Genomic DNA, 21,209 nt, shown 5'->3' with positions numbered 1-21,209 from the left:
GGTCTACATGTCCAGCAACCGTTCGGCCATGCCCTGATTGGTGGCGAGTCCGCTCATCAGCCCGCCGATCAGGCATGCGTGCAGCGCGTTCGCACGCCACTGTTCCCACGCCACGCCGATCACCAGCGGGATGCGGCGGAAATGGTCGAAATCGATGCTGATCGTGCGTTCGCACAGCGGCGTGGGCACGTGCCGGCCCATCGCGTCGATGTGATGTCCGCAGATGTGGCCGACCACGCCGGCCTCCTGCATCTGCCGGGCGATCGCCGCGTCCTCGAACGAGTTGAAGATGCGTCCCGAATGGCCGTTGCGGATCGCGCCGACGCCCACGATCGCGATGTCCGCGCGGTTGCCGAGCGCGATCGCCGTGGCGATGAGTTTCTCGCTGCGCACCGCGCGCGCCACGTCCGCCGATCCCATGATGAGCGGCGCCGGCAGCAGCGAATACGAACAGCCCAGCCGTTCGGCCATCATGCGGCAGATTTCCGGCGAATCGGTCAGCGGATTGTTCGACGCGAGCGAGCCGAGCATCTGCGTGACGTGCGCCCGCGGATAGTCGAGCACCGGCAGCGCGCGGATCGTCGCCGCCATCGGCGTGCCGGTCGACGTGACGATCAGCGAATCCGGCTTGAGATGTTCCATGAGCAGCTGCGCCGCGCACTGCGGCACCAGCGTGGACGCGATGTCGTCGTCGTACGACTGTGCGACGCGCACGCACTTGAGTCCGTACTTCTTCTTGAGATCGTTCTCCAGCGAGACGAGACGCTGCAGCGGATGACCTACGGTGATCTGCACGACGCCACGCTCGCGGGCCTCGGTGAGCATGCGCGAGACGGACGACCGGGAGAAGCCGACGCGCTTGGCGATCTGCTCCTGGTTGAGACCGTCGATGTAGTACAGCTGCGCGACGTCGATGAGCTGTTCGATATGCCGTCGCGTCTCCAGCGACGCGAGCGACGATGCCGCGATTGGCGAGCCGGAAGCTGTCGTGGTGTTTTGTGTGGACATATGTGCATGTTATCGCGTTCCGAAAGAGGACTTGCGCTTGTTGTGGTGCGTCAATCGTTGGAATATGCACAGATTGAGGTTGGTGATGGTGCTGCTTGTGGTGCTTTGTCGTGCACAAATGTGCAGCAGCGAATTATCTAACCGGTTCGATATCGCGTACGATCTCTTTGTCGGCTCACGGAAGAGCCACCCGCAGAGAGAGGCGCCATGAAGGCGTCGTGTAAGGAGAAAACAACCATGGCCAAGACATGGCAATACATCAAGGAGCACATCTACGGCGCAGGGACGATCCTCGCCGTCGTGCTGTGCGTGCTCGGCAGCCTGCTGGGCAACGCGATCCAGACCGACTTCGGCAACGTCACCAAGGAAAACCTCGTCATCGAATCCTCGTCCGGCCACCGGCTGGCCATGAACATGCTCAAGCCGAACTCCGTGACCAACGACAACCCCGCGCCGGCCATCGTATTCGCGCACGGCGGCAACGGTCTGAAGGACAAGTTCGACAACTACCAGATCGAATGGGCCCGCCGCGGCTTCGTCGTGTTCTCGTTCGACCTGTACGGCCACGGCGACTCCGAAGTCATGAACACGACCGACTGGCTCGTCAACGGCCGCGGCCTGTACGACACCGTCAAGTACGCCGCGACGCTGCCGTTCGTCGACGCCGACAAGATCGCCGTGTCCGGACAGTCTCGCGGCGGCAACACGATCCACGAGACGATCCTGCTCGACAACGAGGCCAAGACCCCGCTCATCAAGGCCGTGCTGTACGTCAGCCGTGACGCGATCTACAAGGACGCCGAAACGCAGGGATTCGGCTACGTGCCGGGCAAGACGACCTCCGCGCAGGCCGCGTCCAAGGACAACGGCGAATACTTCAACTACTACGGCAACCGCACGGTGGGCATCATCGCCGGCATGTGGGACCAGTTCTCGTTCAAGGAGACCGACACCAAGACCGGCAAGATGCTGCCGAACCCGGATTACCTCAAGCACAACAACGCCAAGTCGTTCCTCAACTTCGGCATCACGCCCGACGCCTCCACCCCCGACGGCGTGAGCGGCAAGTGGTACACCCAGACCATCGACGGCAAGGAAGCGTCCCGTGTGATCTACCTGCACCCCGGCTTCCACACCTCGCAGCTCTTCCAGGCCGATTCCACCACCGACGCGGTCGCGTTCATGGTCAAGGCGTTCAACATGAACACCACGCTCGCGAACAACAACCTCATCTACCCGTGGAAGATCACCGGCAGCGCCGTCGCCTTCGCCGCGATGTTCATGTTCTCCGTGTTCTTCGCGCTGTGGCTCTCCACGATGCCGGTGTTCCGCGGCACTTCCCGCGGCGACGCGGTCATGCGCATCGCCGCCTCGATCCCGGGCAGCGCGAAGTGGACGTGGGGCTGCCTCATCGTCAACACGCTGTTCGCGACCGGCAGCACCCTCGCGCTGTACTTCATGAACGCCGACACCCACATCGGCACGTTCTTCAAGCAGGGACAGCCGCTGTTCTCCGGTCTGATGTGCGCGATCTCGACCGTGTTCACGCTGATCGTGACCGTGGTCTGGTACCACTGCTTCGCCAAGAAGAACGGCATGGACCTCGACGAGATCGACGTCAAGACCTCCCTGTTCTCCTTCCTCAAGACCCTGGTCCTCGCACTGACCGTGACCGGCGGCACGCTGATCCTCGTGTGGGGCGCGCAGTACTTCTTCAAGACCAACTTCGAGTTCCTGTACTGGGGCATCTTCCCGTTCGCCTCGTACAAGATCGTCGAAATGCTCAAGGTGCTGCCGATCTTCCTGATCGCCTACGTGGTGTCGTCCGTGTTCATCAACTGCCTGAACTACAACACCTCCTACGGCCGCAACAAGGTCGTGAACATCCTCATCCTGGCGGCGTTCAGCGCCGCGGTGCCGGCCGTCATCTCCGGCATCGGCTGGGGCCGCTTCATGATCACGGGTGTCAACGACCTGTTCGGCGCGGGCTACACGCGCATCATCGACGGTCTGTTCCAGACGGTGTTCCTGCTGTTCATCACGCCGATCACGACCCGCGCGATCTACTCGAAGACCCGCAACCCGTACCTGGGTGGTCTGATCAACGCCCTGCTGGTGATGGTGATCACCTGCGTGAACTCGCAGATCGCCTTCCCGGCCTGATGATCCCGGGCCGCGCGTGATGAGCGGCCCCAAGCCCCGGCCTCCCCTCCTCCTTGAACCGGGGCATACCGCAGTGGCGGTTTTCTCTCACTGATGGAACTCGCAGTGAGAGAAAACCGCCACTTTGTATGTTGTGACGTGACGCCGGCTCACGGGAGAACGATCACCGTCGGGATTTTTCCTTTCGACTGGTGCAACGACGGTCCCTCACCTCCTTCGCCGGGCGAAACCCCTAATCCCTGTGGATGATGGGGCAGGCCCCGGCATGCCGGCGATTCATCCTGTTGCCCGATGGCCGTCCCGGCGGCGGATCCGTACTGTCGGGAGCATGAACAACACCGCATCGCACCATCCGCAGTACCCGACGTCGGACGGCATCCGTCCGGCATCATCGGCCGGCCCTGCCTCATCGACCGGTCCGGCCGGAACAGGCCTGTCGTATGACCGCCCGCCCGTCCTCATCGCGCAGGACCTGGTCATGGATTACGCCGCCGATCATGCTCGCACGTCCGCCGGCCACGGCATCACGGGATCGGCCGCGGTCGCGATGCAGACCAATCCGTCCATGCATGCGCTCGCATTGAACCATGTCGGCTTCACGCTCGGCGAAGGCGAGACGGTCGCGGTCATGGGACCGTCCGGTTCCGGCAAATCCACGCTGCTGCACGCGCTCGCGGGCATCATCACGCCGACCTCGGGCACCGTCATGTTTCGCGGCGCGAATCTTGCCTCCATGGGCGACGCCGGGCGCACGCGACTGCGCCGCGGCGCGTTCGGATTCGTATTCCAGTCCGGACAGCTCCTGCCCGAACTGCCCGCCGTCGAAAACATCGCACTGCCGATGATGCTGGGCGGCGCCGGTTACCGCGAAGCCACCGACAGGGCGGTGCTATGGCTCGAACGGCTCGGTTTGCGCGCCCTCGCCGCGCAACGTCCGGGCGAGATGAGCGGCGGACAGATGCAAAGGATCGCGATCGCCCGCGCGCTCGCCGTGAATCCGGCCGTCGTGTTCGCCGACGAACCGACCGGCGCGCTCGACCAGACCACGGGCCGAGAGATCATGGGCATCCTCATGGACACGGCCCGTGCGAACGGTTCCGCCGTGGTCGTCGTCACGCATGACCCGAACGTCGCCGCGTTCTGCTCGCGTACCGTGAGGATGCGCGACGGCCGGCTGGAAACCGCCGCCGATCCGGCCGAATCCGGTCGCGGCCGAAACGGAGGCGCACGATGAGCACGTTCGCGTTATGGCGGCTGTTCCACCGCCCCGGCACGCGCGGCACCGCCGGCCGCACCTCCGTGCTCGCGATCATCGCGTTCGCGGCGGCCACCGCGATCTTCCTGACCGTGCTCGGCGGCGTGCACGGCTTTGTCTGGCGTGCGTCCGCCGACCATACGCTCGGCTGCATGATCGACGAAACCGTATGCAGGCCCGGAACGGTCGCGGTCTGGCATCGGCGTCTCGGCGACATGCACGATCCGGCCATGTACGCAAGCGTCTACGTGATGCTCGCCGCATTCGCCTGCATGCTCCTCGTCGTGCCGTTCGTCGCGCTCGCCGGTTCCGCGGCGCGTCTTGCCGCGTCCCGTCGCGACGCGCGTCTCGCGGCGCTCCGCCTCGCCGGCGCGACCACCGGGCAGGTCGTCGGCCTCACCGCGCTCGACGCGGCAGGACAGGCGTTCGTCGGCTCGCTGATCGGCGTGATCGGATACGTCATCCTGATGCCGGTGATCATGCTGCTGCGATTCCAGAATCAGCGGTTCGATTTCGAACAGCTGTGGGTCGGGTCGCTTGCGTTGGTCGCGACGATCGCGGGCGTGACCGTACTTGCGCTGGTCTCCGCATTGCTGACGTTGCGGCGCGTCGCGATCACGCCGCTCGGCGTCACCGCGCGCACGGCCTCGCCGTTGCCGGGCGCGTGGCGCGCGGCGGTTTTCGCGGTCTGCGTGGCGGCCGCGATCGTGGTGTTCAAGAATCCGTTCCTGTTCCGTGGGGCGGGCGACGCGGTGATCTACTCGGTCGTGTTCGGCTTCATCGCCCTGTGCTTTGCGCTCGTGAACCTCGTGGGCACATGGGTGATCGCGGTTCGTGCGCGCGCCCGTGCCCGTCGCCCGAAGGATGCGGCCACGATGATCGCGATGCGGCGGATCCTCGACGATCCGAAACGCGCGTGGCGCAACGTGTCGGGCATTGCGCTGGCGGTGTTCGTGGCCGGCATCACGTCGATCTGCGGGTTTTTGGGGTCCGGCGGCGCCGGCGGCATGGGCGTTGCGGCCGATCCGGCCTCCGCCAACGATCCGTCCGTGCTGTTCCTGCGCGACATCGGCACCGGCGGTCTGCTCACGCTGGCGTTCGCGGCCGTGCTCGCGGCGGTCAGCTCCGGCGTGATGCAGGCCGGCAGCGTCTACGATCAGGCCGACGAATACAGGATGCTCATGCTTGAGGGCACGGATGCGGCGACGCTCGGCCGTGCGCGGTTCGCCGAAGTGTTCACGCCGCTCAACGTGGTGGTCGTGGTCGCCGGCGGCTGTTCGATGTTGCTTATGCTGCCGCTGTTTGCGGCCTCGATGACCGATCCCGCCACGCTGCTGAGTTTCGTCGGAGGCATTGTGCTGTGCTATGCGCTGGTCGCGGTCGGCGCGTTCGCGTCGAACCGTGTCGCCGCTCGCCTGAATCTCAACGACTATCGTGCCGATGACTGATGGGCGTCCGCCGGCCGTCAGCTCAGCAGAGCGGCGATGATCGCGATGCCGAGCCGTTGAGCGGACAGTCCGGTGGACTGTCCGTAGGCGAGGGGAGCGGCTGTGCCGCGACGGTTCATCGCGATGCCATCAGCTCAGCAGAGCGGCGATGATCGCGATGAACACCGGGCTGGTCAGCGTGGAAATCAGGATGCCGTCGCGCGCGAACGTAAGGCCCACGTTGTAGCGCGCCGCGTAGTTGTACACGTTCTGGCCGGTCGGCAGCGCGGCGAGCACGACGCACGCGTACAGCACGCTGCCGCGGAAGCCCATCACGAAGTACGCGAGCAGGAACGCGATGATCGGCATCACGATGTTCTTGAGCACGGCCACGGTGAAGATCGCCGGGATGTCGCCCTTCTGCTGCAATGGCTTCGTGCCGTGCAGGGACATGCCGAACGCCATCAGGATCATCGGCACCGCGGATTCGCCGATCATGTTGATCGGGTCGTACAGGTAGTTCGGAATGAACCAGCCGGTCTTCGCGTTGATGGCCGACAGGGCGATGCCCAGCAGCGAGCCGATGAGCAGCGGCTGGTGCAGCGGCTGCGTGAGGATCGCCTTGGCCGACACCTTGCCCTTGGTGGTCACGTCGAGCGCGGTCAGGCCGATCGGCGTGAACAGGGCCTGTTGCATGACCAGGATCGGCGCCACGAGCGCGCCGTTGCCGAGGATGTACGTGGCGATCGGCAGGCCGATGTTGTTCGAGTTCAGGTACAGCGAGTTGAGCGAGCCGATGATCGCGTCCGGCGCGCTCATGTGGAAGAACAGGCGGTTGAGGGTCAGGAACACCACGCCGACCAGCATCGCGGAGAAGAACGCCACGATGATCGACGAATGGAAGATGTCGAAGATCGGCTCCTTCGACAGGATCGCGAACATCAGGCACGGGCTCGACACGAAAAAGCTGAACCGATTGAGCACCATCTGGGCGGTCGAGCCGCCGATCTGCATGCGGGCCGCTATATAGCCGGCCAGAATCACGATGCCGATGACGCAGAAGCCTTCCATCGCGCTCAACAAACCCGGCATGCCGTTTCCCTCTTTCCTGTTGCGATGTCCCCATACCTCATGCGGTGCTTCCCATAGTGCCACACGCCACCCGACTTCGCGGGTTCGTCTCACGGACGCCGTCGCATGACCGCGGAAGGAGCGCACGGCAACGCATGCCGACGCCCCGCAACCCGCCGACGTGACGAATCTGCAAGCATCGCACCGCATCCGCGGGGTCGGGCTACCCGCCACCGTAGAGTCATGCGTATGACCGATGAGCAGCAGCCGACCATACGAGACCCCCAGTCAACCGTGAACATGCTGGACTCGCAGCCGAAGCCTGCCCCCGCGACCCCGTTCGTGCCGCTGGACATCGACGACGACGCTCCCGTGGGCCAGCCGGTTGCGTCCCGTCCGCAAATGCCGCGTTCGCCGCGAACGCAACCGTCCTTGCAGTCGCAATCCGATCCGACCACCGACGCCGACGTGGAACGCGGCCTCGCCCAGCTTGATCCGCTTACCGTACGCCCGCGCACGTCCAGCCGCGTGCTGTGCGTCGTGCTCGGACTGCTGCTTCTCGCCGCCGCATTCGGCGTGTGGTGGCTCGGCGTGCGCACCCAGACCGGCCAGTCGTACGACGAGATCGTCGTCACCGGGTTCTCCGACGCGCTGCCCGGCTGGCTTGCCGCAACGCTGAGTCCGTTCATCGACTGGAACGTCGGTTCCGTACTGCTCAATCTCACGGTGCTGCTGTCGCTATTGCTCGGCGCGATCGCGGTCGTGACGATGATCGTGCGCAAACGTTGGTGGCTGATCGGCCAATCCGTCGCGATCGCCGCGCTCTGCTACGCGTCCACGTTCCTCAAGGGACTCCTGCCACGGCCGTACCTGATCGACACCGACACTCCGCACGCGAACTCCGCACCGTCCGGGCACACGATCCTCGCCGCCACCGCCGCGACGCTGCTGCTGATCGCGGTGCCGCGCGCCGCCCGTGCGATCTGCGCGCTGATCGAAGCATCGTTCGCCACGCTGATCGGCCTGTCGGTGATCGCCGGCGGATGGCACCGTCCGACCGACGTGGCGATGTCGCTGCTGCTCGTCGGCGGGATCACGCTGATCGCGCTCGCGTTCACGCGCACGAGCGGCATGGATGCGCCCGGCACGCGCGTCTCGTCGGCCAGCGTGCAGATCGTCGGCACGGTGATGATCACGGCCGGACTGCTGGGATGTGCGTACGCGGCGTACGTCATCTGGCAGGTGTTGCCCGGACTGTCTCTGAGCGCGGCGTGGTCCGCTTCGGGCGCGCATCTGTCGGCGGGCGTGGGCGTGGCCGGCGTGGCGCTGCTTACGGGCGGGCTCGTGCTGGCGATGCGCCATCTGACAGCCGCGCCGCTGAGCCGCATCGGACTGATCGGCGCGCCGCCGGCGCCACCACGCCGTTAAGGCGGCAGTCCGGTGGACTGCCGACAGGCGTGGTTGAGCGGCGACAGACGCGAAGTTCGGCAGCCGGTCTCCGCGCATGCGGAGTCCTACCACGCCGTTAAAACGGCAGCCCGGTGGACTGCCGACAGGCGTGCCGCGTCGCCGCCGGTTTGGCCTTTGACCGCACGTCATGGGTAAGATGACGTTCCGTAAGGCAAGTATTTAAGGAGAAAGCATGGCAACCGGCAGCAAGCTCGTCATCGTGGAGTCTCCCACCAAGGCCAAGAAGATCAGCGGGTATCTCGGCGACGGGTACACCGTGCTGGCATCGGTGGGCCATATTCGCGATCTCGCCCAGCCCAGCCAGGTGCCCGCGGCCGACAAGGAGAAGTTCGGCAAGTTCGGCGTGGACGTCCAGGACGGGTTCAAGCCGTATTACATCGTCGACGGCGACAAAAAGAAAACTGTGGCGGAGCTCAAATCCGCGCTGAAGAACGCCGACGAACTCTACCTCGCCACCGATGAGGATCGCGAGGGAGAGGCGATCGCATGGCATCTCGTGCAGACGCTCAAGCCGAAGGTTCCGGTCAAGCGCATGGTCTTCCACGAGATCACGCCCGAGGCGATCAAGGCGTCGCTGACCAAGACGCGCGACGTCGACGGCGACATGGTCGACGCGCAGGAGACGCGCCGCATCCTCGACCGTCTCTACGGCTACGAGCTGTCCCCGGTGCTGTGGCGCAAGGTCGGTCCCGGCCTGTCCGCCGGCCGCGTGCAGTCCGTCGCCACGCGTCTGATCGTCGAGCGCGAGCGCGAGCGCATGGCATTCGTCCGCGCGCCGTACTGGGACGTGACCGCGGAACTGACCGCGCCGGACGCGGAAGGCAACCCGTCCGTCTTCGATGCGCGCATGATCTCGCTCGGCGGCAAGCGTCTCGCCGTGTCCAAGGATTTCGGCGAGGACGGCAAGCTCACGCCGGCCGGATTCGCGGACAACGTCCGTCAGTTGGACGAGCCGACCGCCAACGCCGTCGCCGACGCTCTGCGTCAGGCCGCGTTCACGGTCATGTCGATGGAATCCAAGCCGTACCGTCGCCGTGCGCAGCCGCCGTTCACCACGTCGACGCTGCAGCAGACCGCCGGCAACCGTCTCGGCATGAGCTCGCGCCAGACGATGCGCGCCGCGCAGGGACTGTACGAAAACGGCTACATCACGTACATGCGTACCGATTCGGTCACGCTGTCGCAGGAGGCGATCGCGGCCGCCCGCAGCGCCGTCGAATACCACTTCGGCAAGGCGTTCCTGTCGGACGCGCCCAAGCAGTACGCGACCAAGACCGCCGGCGCGCAGGAAGCGCACGAATGCATCCGCCCGGCCGGCGCGCGGTTCCGTGACCCGGCCGAACTGGCGAGCCTCGTGCCGCCGGACCAGCTCAAGCTGTACACGCTGATCTGGCAGCGCACGCTGGCCTCGCAGATGGCCGACGCGACCGGTTCGACCGCGACCGTGCGGCTTTCGGCGCCGGCCGGAGCGTCGTTCGGCGAGGCCGTGTTCCAGGCGTCCGGCACGGTGATCGAATTCCCGGGCTTCATGAAGGCGACCGGCGAGGGCCGTCGCGCGTCCGGCGTCGACAAGGCGTCGGGTTCGGCCGATGGCAAGACCGCGGCCGCCGATAAGGCGAAGGACGGTGGCAAGGCTGCGAAGAACAGCGAGGAGAACGCCTCGCTGCCGCCGATGACCACCGGCCAGCAGGTCGCCGCGCAGTCCGTCTCCGCGGACGGCCACGAGACGCAGCCGCCGGCGCGCTACACCGAGGCGTCGCTGGTCAAGACGTTGGAGGCCAAGGAGATCGGCCGTCCGTCGACCTACGCGAGCATCATCTCGACGATCATCGACCGCGGATACGTGTACGAACGCGGCCGCGCGCTCATTCCGTCGTGGCTGGCGTTCTCCGTGATCAAGCTGCTCGAGACGAAGTTCCCGAAGTACGTGGATTACGAGTTCACGGCCGATATGGAAAACGGGCTCGACCAGATCGCGCACGGCCGCGAGACCGGACGCGACTGGCTCACCCGCTTCTATTTCGGATCGGGCGACGGCGCCGCCGCGAACGCCGACGAGGCGCACGCCGGCCTGCAGCAGCAGGTCGCGCAGCTCGGCGAGATCGACGCGCGCGCGATCAACACGATCGACATCGGAGACGGGCTGCATGTGCGCGTCGGCCGCTACGGCCCGTATCTCGAAGACATGGAGCATCTGGACGCGGAAGGCAATCCCAAGCGCGCCTCCCTGCCGGAGACGCTCGCGCCGGACGAGCTGACCGTCGAGGTCGGCCATGACCTGATCGAGCATAATTCGGGCGGGCCGCGCGAACTGGGCGTGGACCCGGTGACGGGAGGCACGGTCGAGGTGCGCAACGGACGGTTCGGCCCGTACGTGGCGCTCGTGCCGGCGGAGTCTTCGTCTGGCGCCGACGGCGCTGCCGGTGCGGGGGAGACCGGTTCCGGCACGACCGCGACCGGGCGGAAGTCGTCCGCGAAGAAGGCCGCCGCGCCGAAACCGAAGATGGCGTCGCTGTTCAAGACGATGAGCCCCGAATCGCTCACCCTTGAGGACGCGCTGCGTCTGCTCAGCCTGCCGCGGCTCGTGGGCACCTACGAGGAGACGAACGCCGAAACCGGCGAGATCTCCGAAGTCAAGGTCGAAGCGAACAACGGCCGCTACGGCCCGTACCTGACCAAGACCGGCGCGGACGGCAAGAGCGAGACGCGTTCGCTCGGCTCCGAGGATGAGATCTTCACCGTCGACATCGACAAGGCGAAGGAACTGTTCGCCCAGCCGAAATACGGCCGCGGCCGTGGGCGCGGCGCGGCCAAGCCGCCGCTGCGCGAGCTCGGCCCGGACCCGGAGACCGGCAAGCCGGTGACCATCAAGGACGGCTTCTACGGCGCGTACATCACCGACGGCGAAACCAACCGCACGGTGCCCAAGCAGTACACGCCCGAGTCGATCGAACCGGCCGAGGCGTTCCGTCTGCTCGCCGAGAAGCGCGCGGCCGGTCCGGCCAAGAAGCGCACGCGCAAGACGACGGCGAAGTCCGGCACGACCGCGAAGAAGACCGCGTCCAAGTCGACGACCAAGAAGGCCTCGACCGCCAAGACCAAGTCGTCCTCTTCCACGAAGAAGACGACCACGCGAAAAACCGCCGCGAAGAAGGCTGAATAACCGCGGTGTGGGGCTTCTTCATTGAGAGGAAGCCCCATTTTTGTTATGCGGGTGGCGGCTGACGCCGGGAATCACGACATTTCAACAGCTGTGTCTGGAACGTTGCGCTCGCCAGTCTTTCCTCAAACCTTGAGGCAGTTTCTTCTCTGCGCAGGGGTCTTCCTGCAAACTTTGAGGCAGCGGTCTCGCAGAGCAACGGCCTTGCGAGCCGCATTCGGGGGTGTTCTCCATGCTTTCAGGCAGGAGTGCTGCCTCAAAGTTTGTGGAAAGACCCTTGCCGAAGAGGGAAACTGCCTCAGACTTTGAGGAAAGCCGGTCAATACGGCGCGTGCGTTAAGGTGAAGGGCATGACCGGAGTGTTTGTTTCGTTTGAGGGCGTCGACGGCGTGGGCAAGACCACGCAGGTCGAGCGGTTGCGTGCATACCTTGAGGCACAGGGGCGTGAAGTGGTGGTCACCCGCGAACCGGGCGGCACCCCGCTCGGCCAGGCGATCCGCCGCATGCTGCTGCATGGCGTCGAGGGTTCCGATGTCGACGGCTCCGCCGACATCGCTGCGCGCGCCGAGGCTCTGCTGTTCGCCGCCGACCGCGCCCAGCACGTCGCCGAAGTCATCCGCCCGGCGCTCGAACGCGGGGCGGTCGTCATCACCGACCGATACCTCGACTCGTCGCTCGCCTATCAGGCGGGCGGTCGCGAACTGACCGCCGCCGAGATCCGGTCCTTGAGCATGTGGGCCACGAACGACCTGCTGCCGGCCCGCACGTACCTGCTCGATATGGATCCGGAGCTTTCGCACTCCCGGCTCCAACATGAGGCCGATCGCATGGAGTCCGCGGGTGATGGGTTCCAGTCCCGCACCCGTCAGGCGTTCCTCGACCTGGCGACCGCCGAGCCGGACCGGTTCCGCGTGATCGACGCGAGCGAGTCGATCGGCGAGGTGTGGAACGCGATTCGCGAGGACATCGACGAGGTGCTGGCCGCCGCCGGACCGACGGGCGGTGCGCGATGAGCGTGTGGGACGCTATCGTCGGCCAGAAACCGGTCGTCGAACAACTCAAGGCCATCGCCGGCGGCGACCCGAAGGCGATTGCGCAGTCATGGCTGATCTGCGGCCCTCCCGGCTCCGGCCGCTCCAACGTGGCCAAGGCGTTCGCCGCCGCGCTCGAAAGCCCTGACCACGGCCTGAACGACGAGCCGACCAAGGCCACGCGCGACATCCTTGCCGGCACGCATCCCGACGTGACGGTCCTGTCCACGAACAAGGTCACCATCGGCATCGATGAGGTGCGCGACCTCATCGGCATCAGCGAACAGATGCCCGGCACCGCGCCGTGGCGGATCATCATAATCGAAGACGTCGACCGCATGCTCGAACGCACCACGAACGTGCTGCTCAAGGAGATCGAAGAACCGGCTGAGCATACGATCTGGATGCTGTGCGCACCGAGCGCGCAGGACGTGCTGCCCACGATCCGATCGCGAACCCGCATCGTGAACCTCGCCGTGCCGTCGAACAAGGCCGTCGCCGAATTCCTCATGCGCAACGTGAACCCGACCCTGCCGGACAAGGAGCGTTTCACCGAGCACGTCGCCGCCCGCGCGGCGCGGCTTGCCGAAGGCCATATCGGCGTGGCCCGGCTGTATGCCACGAACGAACGCGTCATGACCGACCGCGACGAGCTCGTCGTCGGCGTGCTGAACCTCACGCGCGCGTCCGACGCGGTGCTGCTCGCCGGCAACCTCATCGACAACGCGAAAGGCCAGGCCGAAGCCGACGTGGAACGCCAGGCGGCGCGCGCCGAAGCCGATTTCCGCCGTCTCAACGGGCTGGGGGAGAAGGACCGCATCCCGCCGAACCTGCGCGGCGCCTACAACCAGATCGCCAAGAAGGACGAGCTCAAACGGCAGGCGACCCGCCGCAGCCGCGACGTGCTCGACCGCGCGCTCAACTCGGTCGCATCCGTCTATCGCGACGTGGCCGTCGTGCAGAACAACGCGGAGGACGCGGTCGGACTGATCAACCTCGAAAACCGCGCCGCGATCGCCGAACTGTCCATCCGCCTGACGCGCGACGGAGCGGTGCGCCGCCTCGACGAAATCGCCACGGCCCGCCGTCGCCTCGCCGGCAACGGCAACCCCACCCTCCTGTTCGAGGCCCTCTTCTGCGCCCTGATCCCGTGATCCGCAGGGCCGATGCCGCGTCTCGGCCCGTCCACGCACCGTTACACACGCCCGCGATACACTGAAGCCATGAAGATTTCCGCTGATTTCACGGTGGTGCCCGACGACTTCGCGAAGGCCGCCGCGCCCGAATACCGCAATGGCGGCGTGCCCGTCATCTCCTTCCCCTTCTACATCGACCAGATCGACCCGTCCGTGCGCTACCTGCACTGGACCCTCACCGATCCGGACTCGATCCCGGTGTGCGGATTCGAATGGATCCACTGGACGGTCGCGAACCTGCCGATCGACGCGCTCATGTACGACTTCAACGATTCGCACGCATTGCAGATCCCGCCGGACTTCTCCCGCCAGATGCCCGCGATGATCCCGGAGGCCGTGCAGGGCCGCAACTCCTCCGCGTCCAAGTTCGTGGGCCGCGACAGCGATCCGGCCGTCATCATGCGCTACAACGGCCCGCAGCCGCCGGACAAGGACCACGACTACTACCTGCACGTGTGGGGCACCAAGGAACCGCTGCCCGGCCTCAATCAGGGATTCTGGATGAACGAGCTGCTTCACGCACTGAGAAACTGCGGCGAAACCCCCGACCAGGGCGGTATCTTCGTTACCGGCAAAGCGTGATTCACCGGATACGGAAAGTCAAGACGAAAGTCGATACGGAAGTCACAGAAAGGACAACAATATATGGCCTGCACCACGATCCTGGTCGGCAAGGACGCCAGCTATGACGGTTCCACGATCATCGCCCGCAACGAGGACAGCTCCAACGGCGAGTTCAACCCGAAGCGTTTCGTCGTCGTCAAGCCCGAGGAACAGCCGAAGATCTACCACAGCGTGATCTCCCACCTGACCATCGACCTGAGTGACGAAACCCCGCTGCGGTACACGGCCGCGCCGAACGCCGACCTCAAGGACGGCATCTGGGGCGAAGCCGGCATCAACGAGGCGAACGTGGCGATGAGCGCCACCGAAACCCTCACCACCAACGAGCGCGTGCGCGGCGCCGATCCGTTCGTCGAGTATCAGCCGGCGCGCGGCAAGGAAGGCGACCCGGATTACGAGCCGGAAGTCCCCGGCGGCATCGGCGAAGAGGACTTCGTCACGCTCGTCCTGCCGTACGTCAAGACCGCGCGTGAGGGCGTCGAGCGTCTCGGTGCACTGCTCGAACAGTACGGCACCTACGAGATGAACGGCACCGCGTTCTCCGACGCGAACGAGATCTGGTGGATGGAAACGGTCGGCGGCCATCACTGGATCGCCAAGCGCGTGCCGGACGAAGCGTACGTGACCATGCCGAACCAGCTCGGCATCGACGAGTTCGACCTCGACGACGCGCTCGGCGACCAGGCCGACCACATGTGCTCGGCCGATCTCGCCGAGTTCATCGAGGACAACCATCTCGACCTGTCCGTCGAATCGACCTCCCCGTTCAACCCGCGCGACGCGTTCGGCTCGCACTCCGACTCCGACCACGTGTACAACACGCCGCGCGCATGGGCGATGCAGCGTTTCCTCAACCCGTATGACGAGGTCTGGGACGGCCCCGACGCTGACCACAAGCCGGAATCCAACGACATCCCGTGGGCCCGTCAGCCCGAACGCAAGGTGACGATCGAGGACATCAAGTGGGTCCTGTCGAACCACTATCAGGGCACCCCGTACGATCCGTACGGCAAGCTCGGCGACGAACGCACCAAGCACATGTACCGTCCGATCGGCATCAACCGCCAGAGCCAGCTGTCGGTCATGCAGATCCGCCCGTACCGCCCGCAGGTCAACCGCGCGATCCAGTGGATCGCCTACGGATCCAACCCGTTCAACACGCTCATGCCGTTCTACACGAACGTCGACGCGACGCCGGCGTATCTGGAGGACACGACCACGCGCGTGACCACCGAGAACTTCTACTGGGCCAACCGCGTGATCGCCGCGCTGGCCGACGCGCAGTTCGCCGACAACGAGCCGGCCATCGACCGTTACCAGGAGAAGACCGGCGCGATCGGACACCGCTCCGTGGCCGATACGGACGCCGCAATCAACGCGATCGCCGGCGTGTGGCCGCAGTCCGATGACGCGGACGATGCGGACGAGACCGAGGACGGCGCGTTCGACGAGTTCGACGTGGACGACGCCGATCTCGACGTGCAGCCGATGGAGCCCGACGAGATCATCGCCGAGCTGCGGTCGAACGAAGCCGTGCGTCAGACGCTGACCGCCGCGAACCAGAAGCTCGCCGATCGGCTCAAGGCCGAGACCGACAAGCTGCTCGACACCGTGCTGTACAACACCAGCATGAAGATGAAGAACGGTTTCCACCTGTCCGATTTCTAAGGCGCTTCGCACGCCCGGCTGAGGGGTAGTCAGAAGGTACGGCCTATAATCTGGCCTATAATCTTCTGACTACCCCTCATCTCGTTGCACGGCCCGAAAAGCCGCCAACGGAATCACGATGGGAAAGAAAGGATTGCTGCCAATGACCTCCATCGAGGATTTCACCAGCCAGTACGGTCTGGTCAAGAAGATCGACGCGTTCGGCTACATGGACTACCTCAAGTCCAACCCGGATGCGCCGCGCAAGCACGGCAAGGTCGTGCTCGTCACCGCCGACACCCCGCTCAAGGCGTCCCGCGGCGAAGGCAAGACCACCACCACGATCGCGCTCATCGACGCGCTGCGCGCGCGTGGCATCGACGCGACCGCCGTGCTGCGCCAGCCGAGCATGGGCATCACCGCGGCCGGCTCGAAGGGCGGCGCGTCCGGCGGCGGCAAGGCGTCGCTGACCCACCCGGAGCTCATCGACTGGGGTCTGTGCGGCGAGATGGCCGCCATCGCGGCCGCTCAGAACCTGCTCGTCTCCTTCGCCGAGAAGGCGATCGACGAGGGCAAGCTCGACGACGTGCTCGTGCCGCGCGTCTCCGAGGTCCCGTCGCGCTCCCTGCGTTCGATCACCGTGGACGCGGGCAAGAACAACGTGGCCGAGAAGGTCGTGCTCACTCCGACCTCCGAGCTCATGCAGATCGTCGTGCTGTCCCGTTCGATGGACGAGATCGGCGAGCGCGTGTCGAAGATGATCGCCGGCACGAAGGATGGCAAGGCCGTGACCTTCGGCGAGTTCATCGATCTGTGGCGCATCACGAACATGCTGTCTGACGCGGTCAAGCCGGCCCTGACCGAGACCGTGAACGGCTCTCCGGTGTACGTGCACGGCGGCCCGTTCGCGAACGTGTCGATCGGCATTCCGACGCTGATCTCCGTGGAGATGGCGTGCGCGCTGCATGACGTGGTCATCGTCGAGGCCGGTTACGGCACCGACGCGGGCGCGCAGAAGTGGCTGGACATCGCCTGCCGCGAGTTCGGCGCGCAGTGGCCGTCCGCCGCGGTCGTCGTGACCCGCGCTTCGACGTGGCGCGACGATCCGGAGCTGGCGTGGCGTTACCCGTTCCACGTGAACCGTCTCGAAGGCCTTGACATTCCGGCGTTCCCGCTGATCAACCTGTGGGAGGGCGAGGACGATCAGATTCCGGCGCTGCGCGAGACCGCCAAGAAGCTGGAGTTCCGTGATCCGATCATCGGCAACCTGTACCGCGACGGCGGCGAAGGCCTGTCCGATCAGCTTGACGCGTTCGTCGACGTGCTGGTCAACGGTTCGATGCCGGCCCGCCCGCACAGCCATAAGGGCATGTCCGTGATCGAGAACGTGAAGTGGGTCGCCGAGCATGCGTATGGCGTGCCTGCCGAGCGCGTGCTGCTCAAGGACGGTTTCATCCCGTCGCGCGACGCCGCCGTGAAGCTGTGCGAGTCCGCCGGCATTTCGCTGGCCGATCTGGCGCTGGTCGCGGTCAAGTCCCCGGCGACGATGACCGACAACGACCGCGCCCCGGAGGAGGAGCGCACGGTGACGCTGAAGAAGGTCGAGGTGCATGCGGGCGCCGGTCTGGTGCACGTGAACCTGACCACGTCGCTGACCACCCCGATGCCGAAGATCGTCTGATCCGTTTTTCGGTTAATTTCCGATTGACTTGGCCTGTTGCCGATGCTCGTGCGTACGACGTCGGCAACAGGCCAAGTGCGTTTTCGAGACGTGTTCCGGTCCGGTGCCGGATCCATGTGAGAAAAAGAAAAAGGCCGATCCCGGTGGAATGGAATCGGCCTTCGTGGAGCTGATGGTAATCGAAACCACGACCTCTTCGATGCGAACGAAGCGCTCTACCAACTGAGCTACAGCCCCGTGGATGTTGTCTTGCTCCGCAGGACAACTCGCAACACTATAATAGGGTTCTCCAAGAAATGCAACTCTATTTGTGAAGATTTTGTGTGCGTCCGCCCGTGGCACTCAGCAGGCCGCATAGCCGGGCGGACGCACGACCGGAATCAGGCCGTCTTCTTCTTGCCGAACTTGGCCTTGAGTAGACCGACGATCGTCGGGATCAGCGACACGGCGAGGATCAGCACGATCACCAGCTCGAAGTGCTGCTGCACGGCCGGGATGTTGCCGAAGAAGTAGCCGAGCAGCGTGAACAGCGACGACCAGACGAAGCCGCCGAGCATCGAGAACGGCGTGAACCGGCGCCAGCGCATGCCCGAGATGCCGGAGATGAACGGCATGAACGTGCGGATGAAGGGGAAGAAGCGGCCCAGGAACACCGCGAGCGGGCCCCACTTCTCGATCATCGCCTCGGTCTTGGCGATGCGCTCCGGGGTCATCGCCTTGACCTTGCCGGATTCGATGATGCGGCGGCCGAAGAAATGGCCGATGAAGTAGTTGCACTGGTCGCCGATGATCGGTGCGCACCACACGACCGGCAGCAGGTAGTGCAGCGGCAGCGCGACCTGGCCGGTGGCCGCGTCGGGCGCCGCGAACACGCCGGCCGCGAACAGCAGCGAGTCGCCGGGCAGGAACGGGAAGAACACCACGCCCGTCTCGATGAAGATGATGAGGAAGATGAAGCCGAGCGTGGGGGCCACGCCCATCGCGATCCAGCTGGCGATCGCCGCGCGCGGATCCTTGAGCAGTTCGATGATGAAATTGATGAAACCCATGAATATCCTGTCAGTATCAGTATCTGTCGGTCAGTATGTTGTCGGTATCCGGTATCTGTCAGTATCGACGCAATCGTCAACAGATCAGTCCCTCAGCACGATACCAGCCGCCATGTAAGAGCGGACGTCCCGTCACGGCGGGCGTTGCGCGGACGTCGCAGGGAACGTCCCCGCCGTCGCCAAACGCTTGCAGCGTCCTTTATGGATTTGGGTTACGCTTGTGGTCATGACGGAACTCAATCAGGCTGACAATCAGACCCGCGGCGACGAGCGGCCGCTGTCCGTTTCTGCTCGGCTCGGCCGGCTGCAGTTCCATAACTCCGGCAAGTTCCGCGTCCTGCAGCTCGCGGACCTGCAGGACGGTCCGAAAGTCTCCAAGGACACGATACGGCTGATCGCGGCCGCGCTCGACGCCGCCCGGCCGGATCTCGTGATCTTCACCGGCAATCAGATCGCCGGATACGACACCGCCTACGCCGCCACGTTCCGCAAGCGTCATTGGACGCCGGCGAAATCGACCCGTCCGGAACGGCTTGATGAAACCCGCGAACTGGTGCGCGGCGAGATCGCGGCGTTCACCAAGCCGCTCGTCGAACGCGGCGTGCCGTTCGCCGTCACCTACGGCAACCACGACTTCCAGTGCGGCCTGAGCAACGCCGAACTCGACGAACTGTACCGGCAGGTGCCGGGATGCCTGAACGTCGTACCGGATACGAACGGCGACGCGAGCGATGGCGCAAATGCCGGCGCGGACGAAAGCCCGACCAACGCCGCACCGCTACCGCACGGCACGTACGACATGCCGACGCCGCAGTCCGCGCCGATGTCAGGATTGGCCGACCAGCGTGTGCTCCCCTTCGGGCCGGGCACGTTCGCGCTGCCGGTGATGGACGCCGAACGCACGCGCGACGTGCTGGTGCTGGCCGTCGCCGACTCGGGCGACTATTCCCCCGAAGGCGGGTACGGCAAGCCCGACGAGCGCACGCTGGACTTCCTGTATTCGGTGCCCGAGGCGCTGGGCGCGAAGGCGATCGCGTTCCAGCACATGCCGGTGCCGCAGTACTACGACCTACTCAAGGTCGTCGAACCGAACGCGCCCGGCGCGATCCAGGGCTACCGCGCGTACGAATCGCGCTATTACGCGCTTGACGAGACGAAGACCCAGCCCGGCAGTTACCTGGGCGAGGGAATCAGCTGCCCGGATTTCGACGGCGGCGAGTTCGCGATGCTGCGCGACGGGGGATATTTCGGCCTGGTCGCCGGTCACGACCATCGCAACGGATTCGTCGGCGAATCCGAAGGGGTGATGATGGTGGCGACGCCGACCTGCGGGTTCGGCTCGTACGGTCCGGCCCCGGAGAAGCGGGCGGCGCGTCTGTTCGAGTTCGACATCCGCCATCCGTACAATCCGCGCACGCAGCTGCTCGAATTCGGCGATCTGGTCGGCAAGCCCAGCTCCCGCAAGGCGTACTCCTATGACATCGCCTCGGTGAAGCCGGAGGCCGAAGGCATGAATCTGCTCCACAAGAAGACCCTGTGGAGCAGATTGCGTGCGCTGTTGCGCAAATAAACGTTTGGCCCGGTACGACCGAGCGGTCGTACCGGGCCAAACGGAAGGTCAGCGGCCGGCGGACGCCTTGATGAGCGCGTCGGTCAGATACTTGCCGGCGGCCATCACCAGCGGCGCGTAACGGCGGCCCGGGGCGTTGCCCATGCGGCCGGACGGGCCGGAGATCGAGATCGCGGCGATCACCTGGCCGGACGCGTTGCGGATCGGCGCGGAGATCGAGCACACGCCCTCCTCGCGTTCGTTCACCGATTCGCTCCAGCCGCGCTTGCGCACGGTCGCCAGCTTCGCGGCGCTGAACTTGGCGTGGCGCAGGCCCTGATGCATGCGTTCGGAATCCTCCCATGCGAGCAGGATCTGCGCGGCCGAGCCGGCCTCCATCGACAGCATCGCGCCCACCGGGATCGAATCGCGCAGGCCGGAGGCGCGCTCCACGGCCGCGATGCACACGCGCTGGTCGCCCTGACGGCGGTAGATCTGCGCGGACTCGCCGGTGCGGTCGAGCAGCGTCTGCAGGATCGGGCCGGCCGCGGTCAGCAGTCGGTCCTCGCCGGCGGCTGCCGCAAGCTCCGCGAAGCGCGAGCCGAGCGCGAAACGGCTGTGCTGGTCGCGCAGCACGAAACGGTGCCGTTCGAGCGCGATCGCGAGTCGGTGCGCGGTCGGGCGCGCCAGGCCGGTCGCCGCGACGAGCTGGCCGAGCGTCGCCGGGCCGGACTCGAGCGCGTCGAGGATCTTCACGGTCTTGTCGAGCACGCCGACGCCGGAATGGATCTCGCCGTCGTTCGCACGGCCTTCGGTCTCCTCGTTCTCCTCGTTCTCGTTCTGATCGGTATCGTCTGTCTGATCGGTCATCTGGGTAT

Annotated in this window: 15 protein-coding genes and 1 tRNA gene; 11 read left to right on the top strand and 5 right to left on the bottom strand. The window is 65.5% G+C overall.

The annotated features are described in order from the left end of the window. Window positions 1-3: 3 nt before the first annotated feature. Window positions 4-1,008: a sugar-binding transcriptional regulator gene (locus GFD25_RS05625; RefSeq protein WP_163230787.1), complete on the bottom strand. Its 1,005-nt coding sequence runs from the start codon at window positions 1,006-1,008 to the stop codon at window positions 4-6. Between the two features lie 237 nt (window positions 1,009-1,245). Here GFD25_RS05625 and GFD25_RS05620 point away from each other — a divergent pair, with 237 nt between their 5' ends. From GFD25_RS05620 to GFD25_RS05610, 3 genes are all read left to right on the top strand, one after another. Then, entirely contained in the window at window positions 1,246-3,171 is a 1,926-nt protein-coding gene (locus GFD25_RS05620; RefSeq protein WP_204314787.1) for an alpha/beta hydrolase family protein, read from the top strand. Window positions 3,172-3,499: 328 nt separating this feature from the next. Beyond that, window positions 3,500-4,405, top strand: coding sequence for an ABC transporter ATP-binding protein (locus tag GFD25_RS05615; RefSeq protein WP_163230783.1), 906 nt, complete (start codon window positions 3,500-3,502; stop codon window positions 4,403-4,405). Next, window positions 4,402-5,874, top strand: coding sequence for an FtsX-like permease family protein (locus tag GFD25_RS05610; protein WP_163230781.1), 1,473 nt, complete (start codon window positions 4,402-4,404; stop codon window positions 5,872-5,874). Before GFD25_RS05615 ends, GFD25_RS05610 begins: the two co-directional genes overlap by 4 nt. A gap of 129 nt (window positions 5,875-6,003) precedes the next feature. Here GFD25_RS05610 and GFD25_RS05605 read toward each other — a convergent pair whose 3' ends face one another. Next, complete coding sequence (locus GFD25_RS05605; RefSeq protein ID WP_163230779.1) at window positions 6,004-6,945, bottom strand: AEC family transporter; 942 nt, start codon at window positions 6,943-6,945, stop codon at window positions 6,004-6,006. A gap of 228 nt (window positions 6,946-7,173) precedes the next feature. Between GFD25_RS05605 and GFD25_RS05600 the strand changes: the two genes are divergently transcribed. The 7 genes from GFD25_RS05600 (at window position 7,174) to GFD25_RS05570 (ending at window position 17,733) form a co-directional block, all read left to right on the top strand. Further along, window positions 7,174-8,352: a phosphatase PAP2 family protein gene (locus GFD25_RS05600; RefSeq protein ID WP_163230777.1), complete on the top strand. Its 1,179-nt coding sequence runs from the start codon at window positions 7,174-7,176 to the stop codon at window positions 8,350-8,352. A gap of 214 nt (window positions 8,353-8,566) precedes the next feature. Next, complete coding sequence (topA, locus tag GFD25_RS05595) at window positions 8,567-11,557, top strand: type I DNA topoisomerase (protein ID WP_163230775.1); 2,991 nt, start codon at window positions 8,567-8,569, stop codon at window positions 11,555-11,557. 347 nt (window positions 11,558-11,904) lie between these two features. Continuing rightward, the gene (tmk, locus tag GFD25_RS05590) at window positions 11,905-12,567 is read left to right on the top strand and encodes a dTMP kinase (protein WP_163230773.1); all 663 of its coding nucleotides are present in this window, start codon (window positions 11,905-11,907) and stop codon (window positions 12,565-12,567) included. Next, entirely contained in the window at window positions 12,564-13,739 is a 1,176-nt protein-coding gene (locus tag GFD25_RS05585; RefSeq protein WP_163230771.1) for a DNA polymerase III subunit delta', read from the top strand. Before tmk ends, GFD25_RS05585 begins: the two co-directional genes overlap by 4 nt. A 69-nt stretch (window positions 13,740-13,808) precedes the next feature. Then, the gene (locus GFD25_RS05580) at window positions 13,809-14,363 is read left to right on the top strand and encodes a YbhB/YbcL family Raf kinase inhibitor-like protein (RefSeq protein ID WP_163230769.1); all 555 of its coding nucleotides are present in this window, start codon (window positions 13,809-13,811) and stop codon (window positions 14,361-14,363) included. 63 nt (window positions 14,364-14,426) lie between these two features. Next, window positions 14,427-16,073, top strand: coding sequence for a C69 family dipeptidase (locus tag GFD25_RS05575; RefSeq protein WP_163230767.1), 1,647 nt, complete (start codon window positions 14,427-14,429; stop codon window positions 16,071-16,073). Between the two features lie 142 nt (window positions 16,074-16,215). Then, on the top strand, window positions 16,216-17,733 hold the full coding sequence (locus GFD25_RS05570) for a formate--tetrahydrofolate ligase (protein WP_163230765.1): 1,518 nt from the start codon (window positions 16,216-16,218) through the stop codon (window positions 17,731-17,733). A 164-nt stretch (window positions 17,734-17,897) separates the two neighbouring features. Here the strand turns inward: GFD25_RS05570 and GFD25_RS05565 are convergent. Then, window positions 17,898-17,970: transfer RNA gene (locus GFD25_RS05565), tRNA-Ala, on the bottom strand. 143 nt (window positions 17,971-18,113) lie between these two features. Then, complete coding sequence (locus GFD25_RS05560; protein WP_163230763.1) at window positions 18,114-18,782, bottom strand: DedA family protein; 669 nt, start codon at window positions 18,780-18,782, stop codon at window positions 18,114-18,116. Between the two features lie 226 nt (window positions 18,783-19,008). Between GFD25_RS05560 and GFD25_RS05555 the strand changes: the two genes are divergently transcribed. Next, window positions 19,009-20,352, top strand: a complete 1,344-nt coding sequence (locus tag GFD25_RS05555) for a metallophosphoesterase (RefSeq protein WP_163230761.1) — start codon at window positions 19,009-19,011, stop codon at window positions 20,350-20,352. A gap of 48 nt (window positions 20,353-20,400) precedes the next feature. On the opposite strand, the gene GFD25_RS05550 is transcribed toward GFD25_RS05555, so the two are convergent. After that, window positions 20,401-21,201 carry an IclR family transcriptional regulator gene (locus tag GFD25_RS05550; protein WP_420837546.1) on the bottom strand — a complete coding sequence of 267 codons (801 nt, stop codon included), beginning with the start codon at window positions 21,199-21,201 and terminating at the stop codon, window positions 20,401-20,403. Window positions 21,202-21,209: the final 8 nt, after the last annotated feature.

It is taken from the genome of Bifidobacterium aerophilum (genome assembly GCF_010667685.1).
Lineage (GTDB): Bacteria > Actinomycetota > Actinomycetes > Actinomycetales > Bifidobacteriaceae > Bifidobacterium > Bifidobacterium aerophilum.
This window is presented reverse-complemented; position numbering and strand designations above follow the sequence as displayed.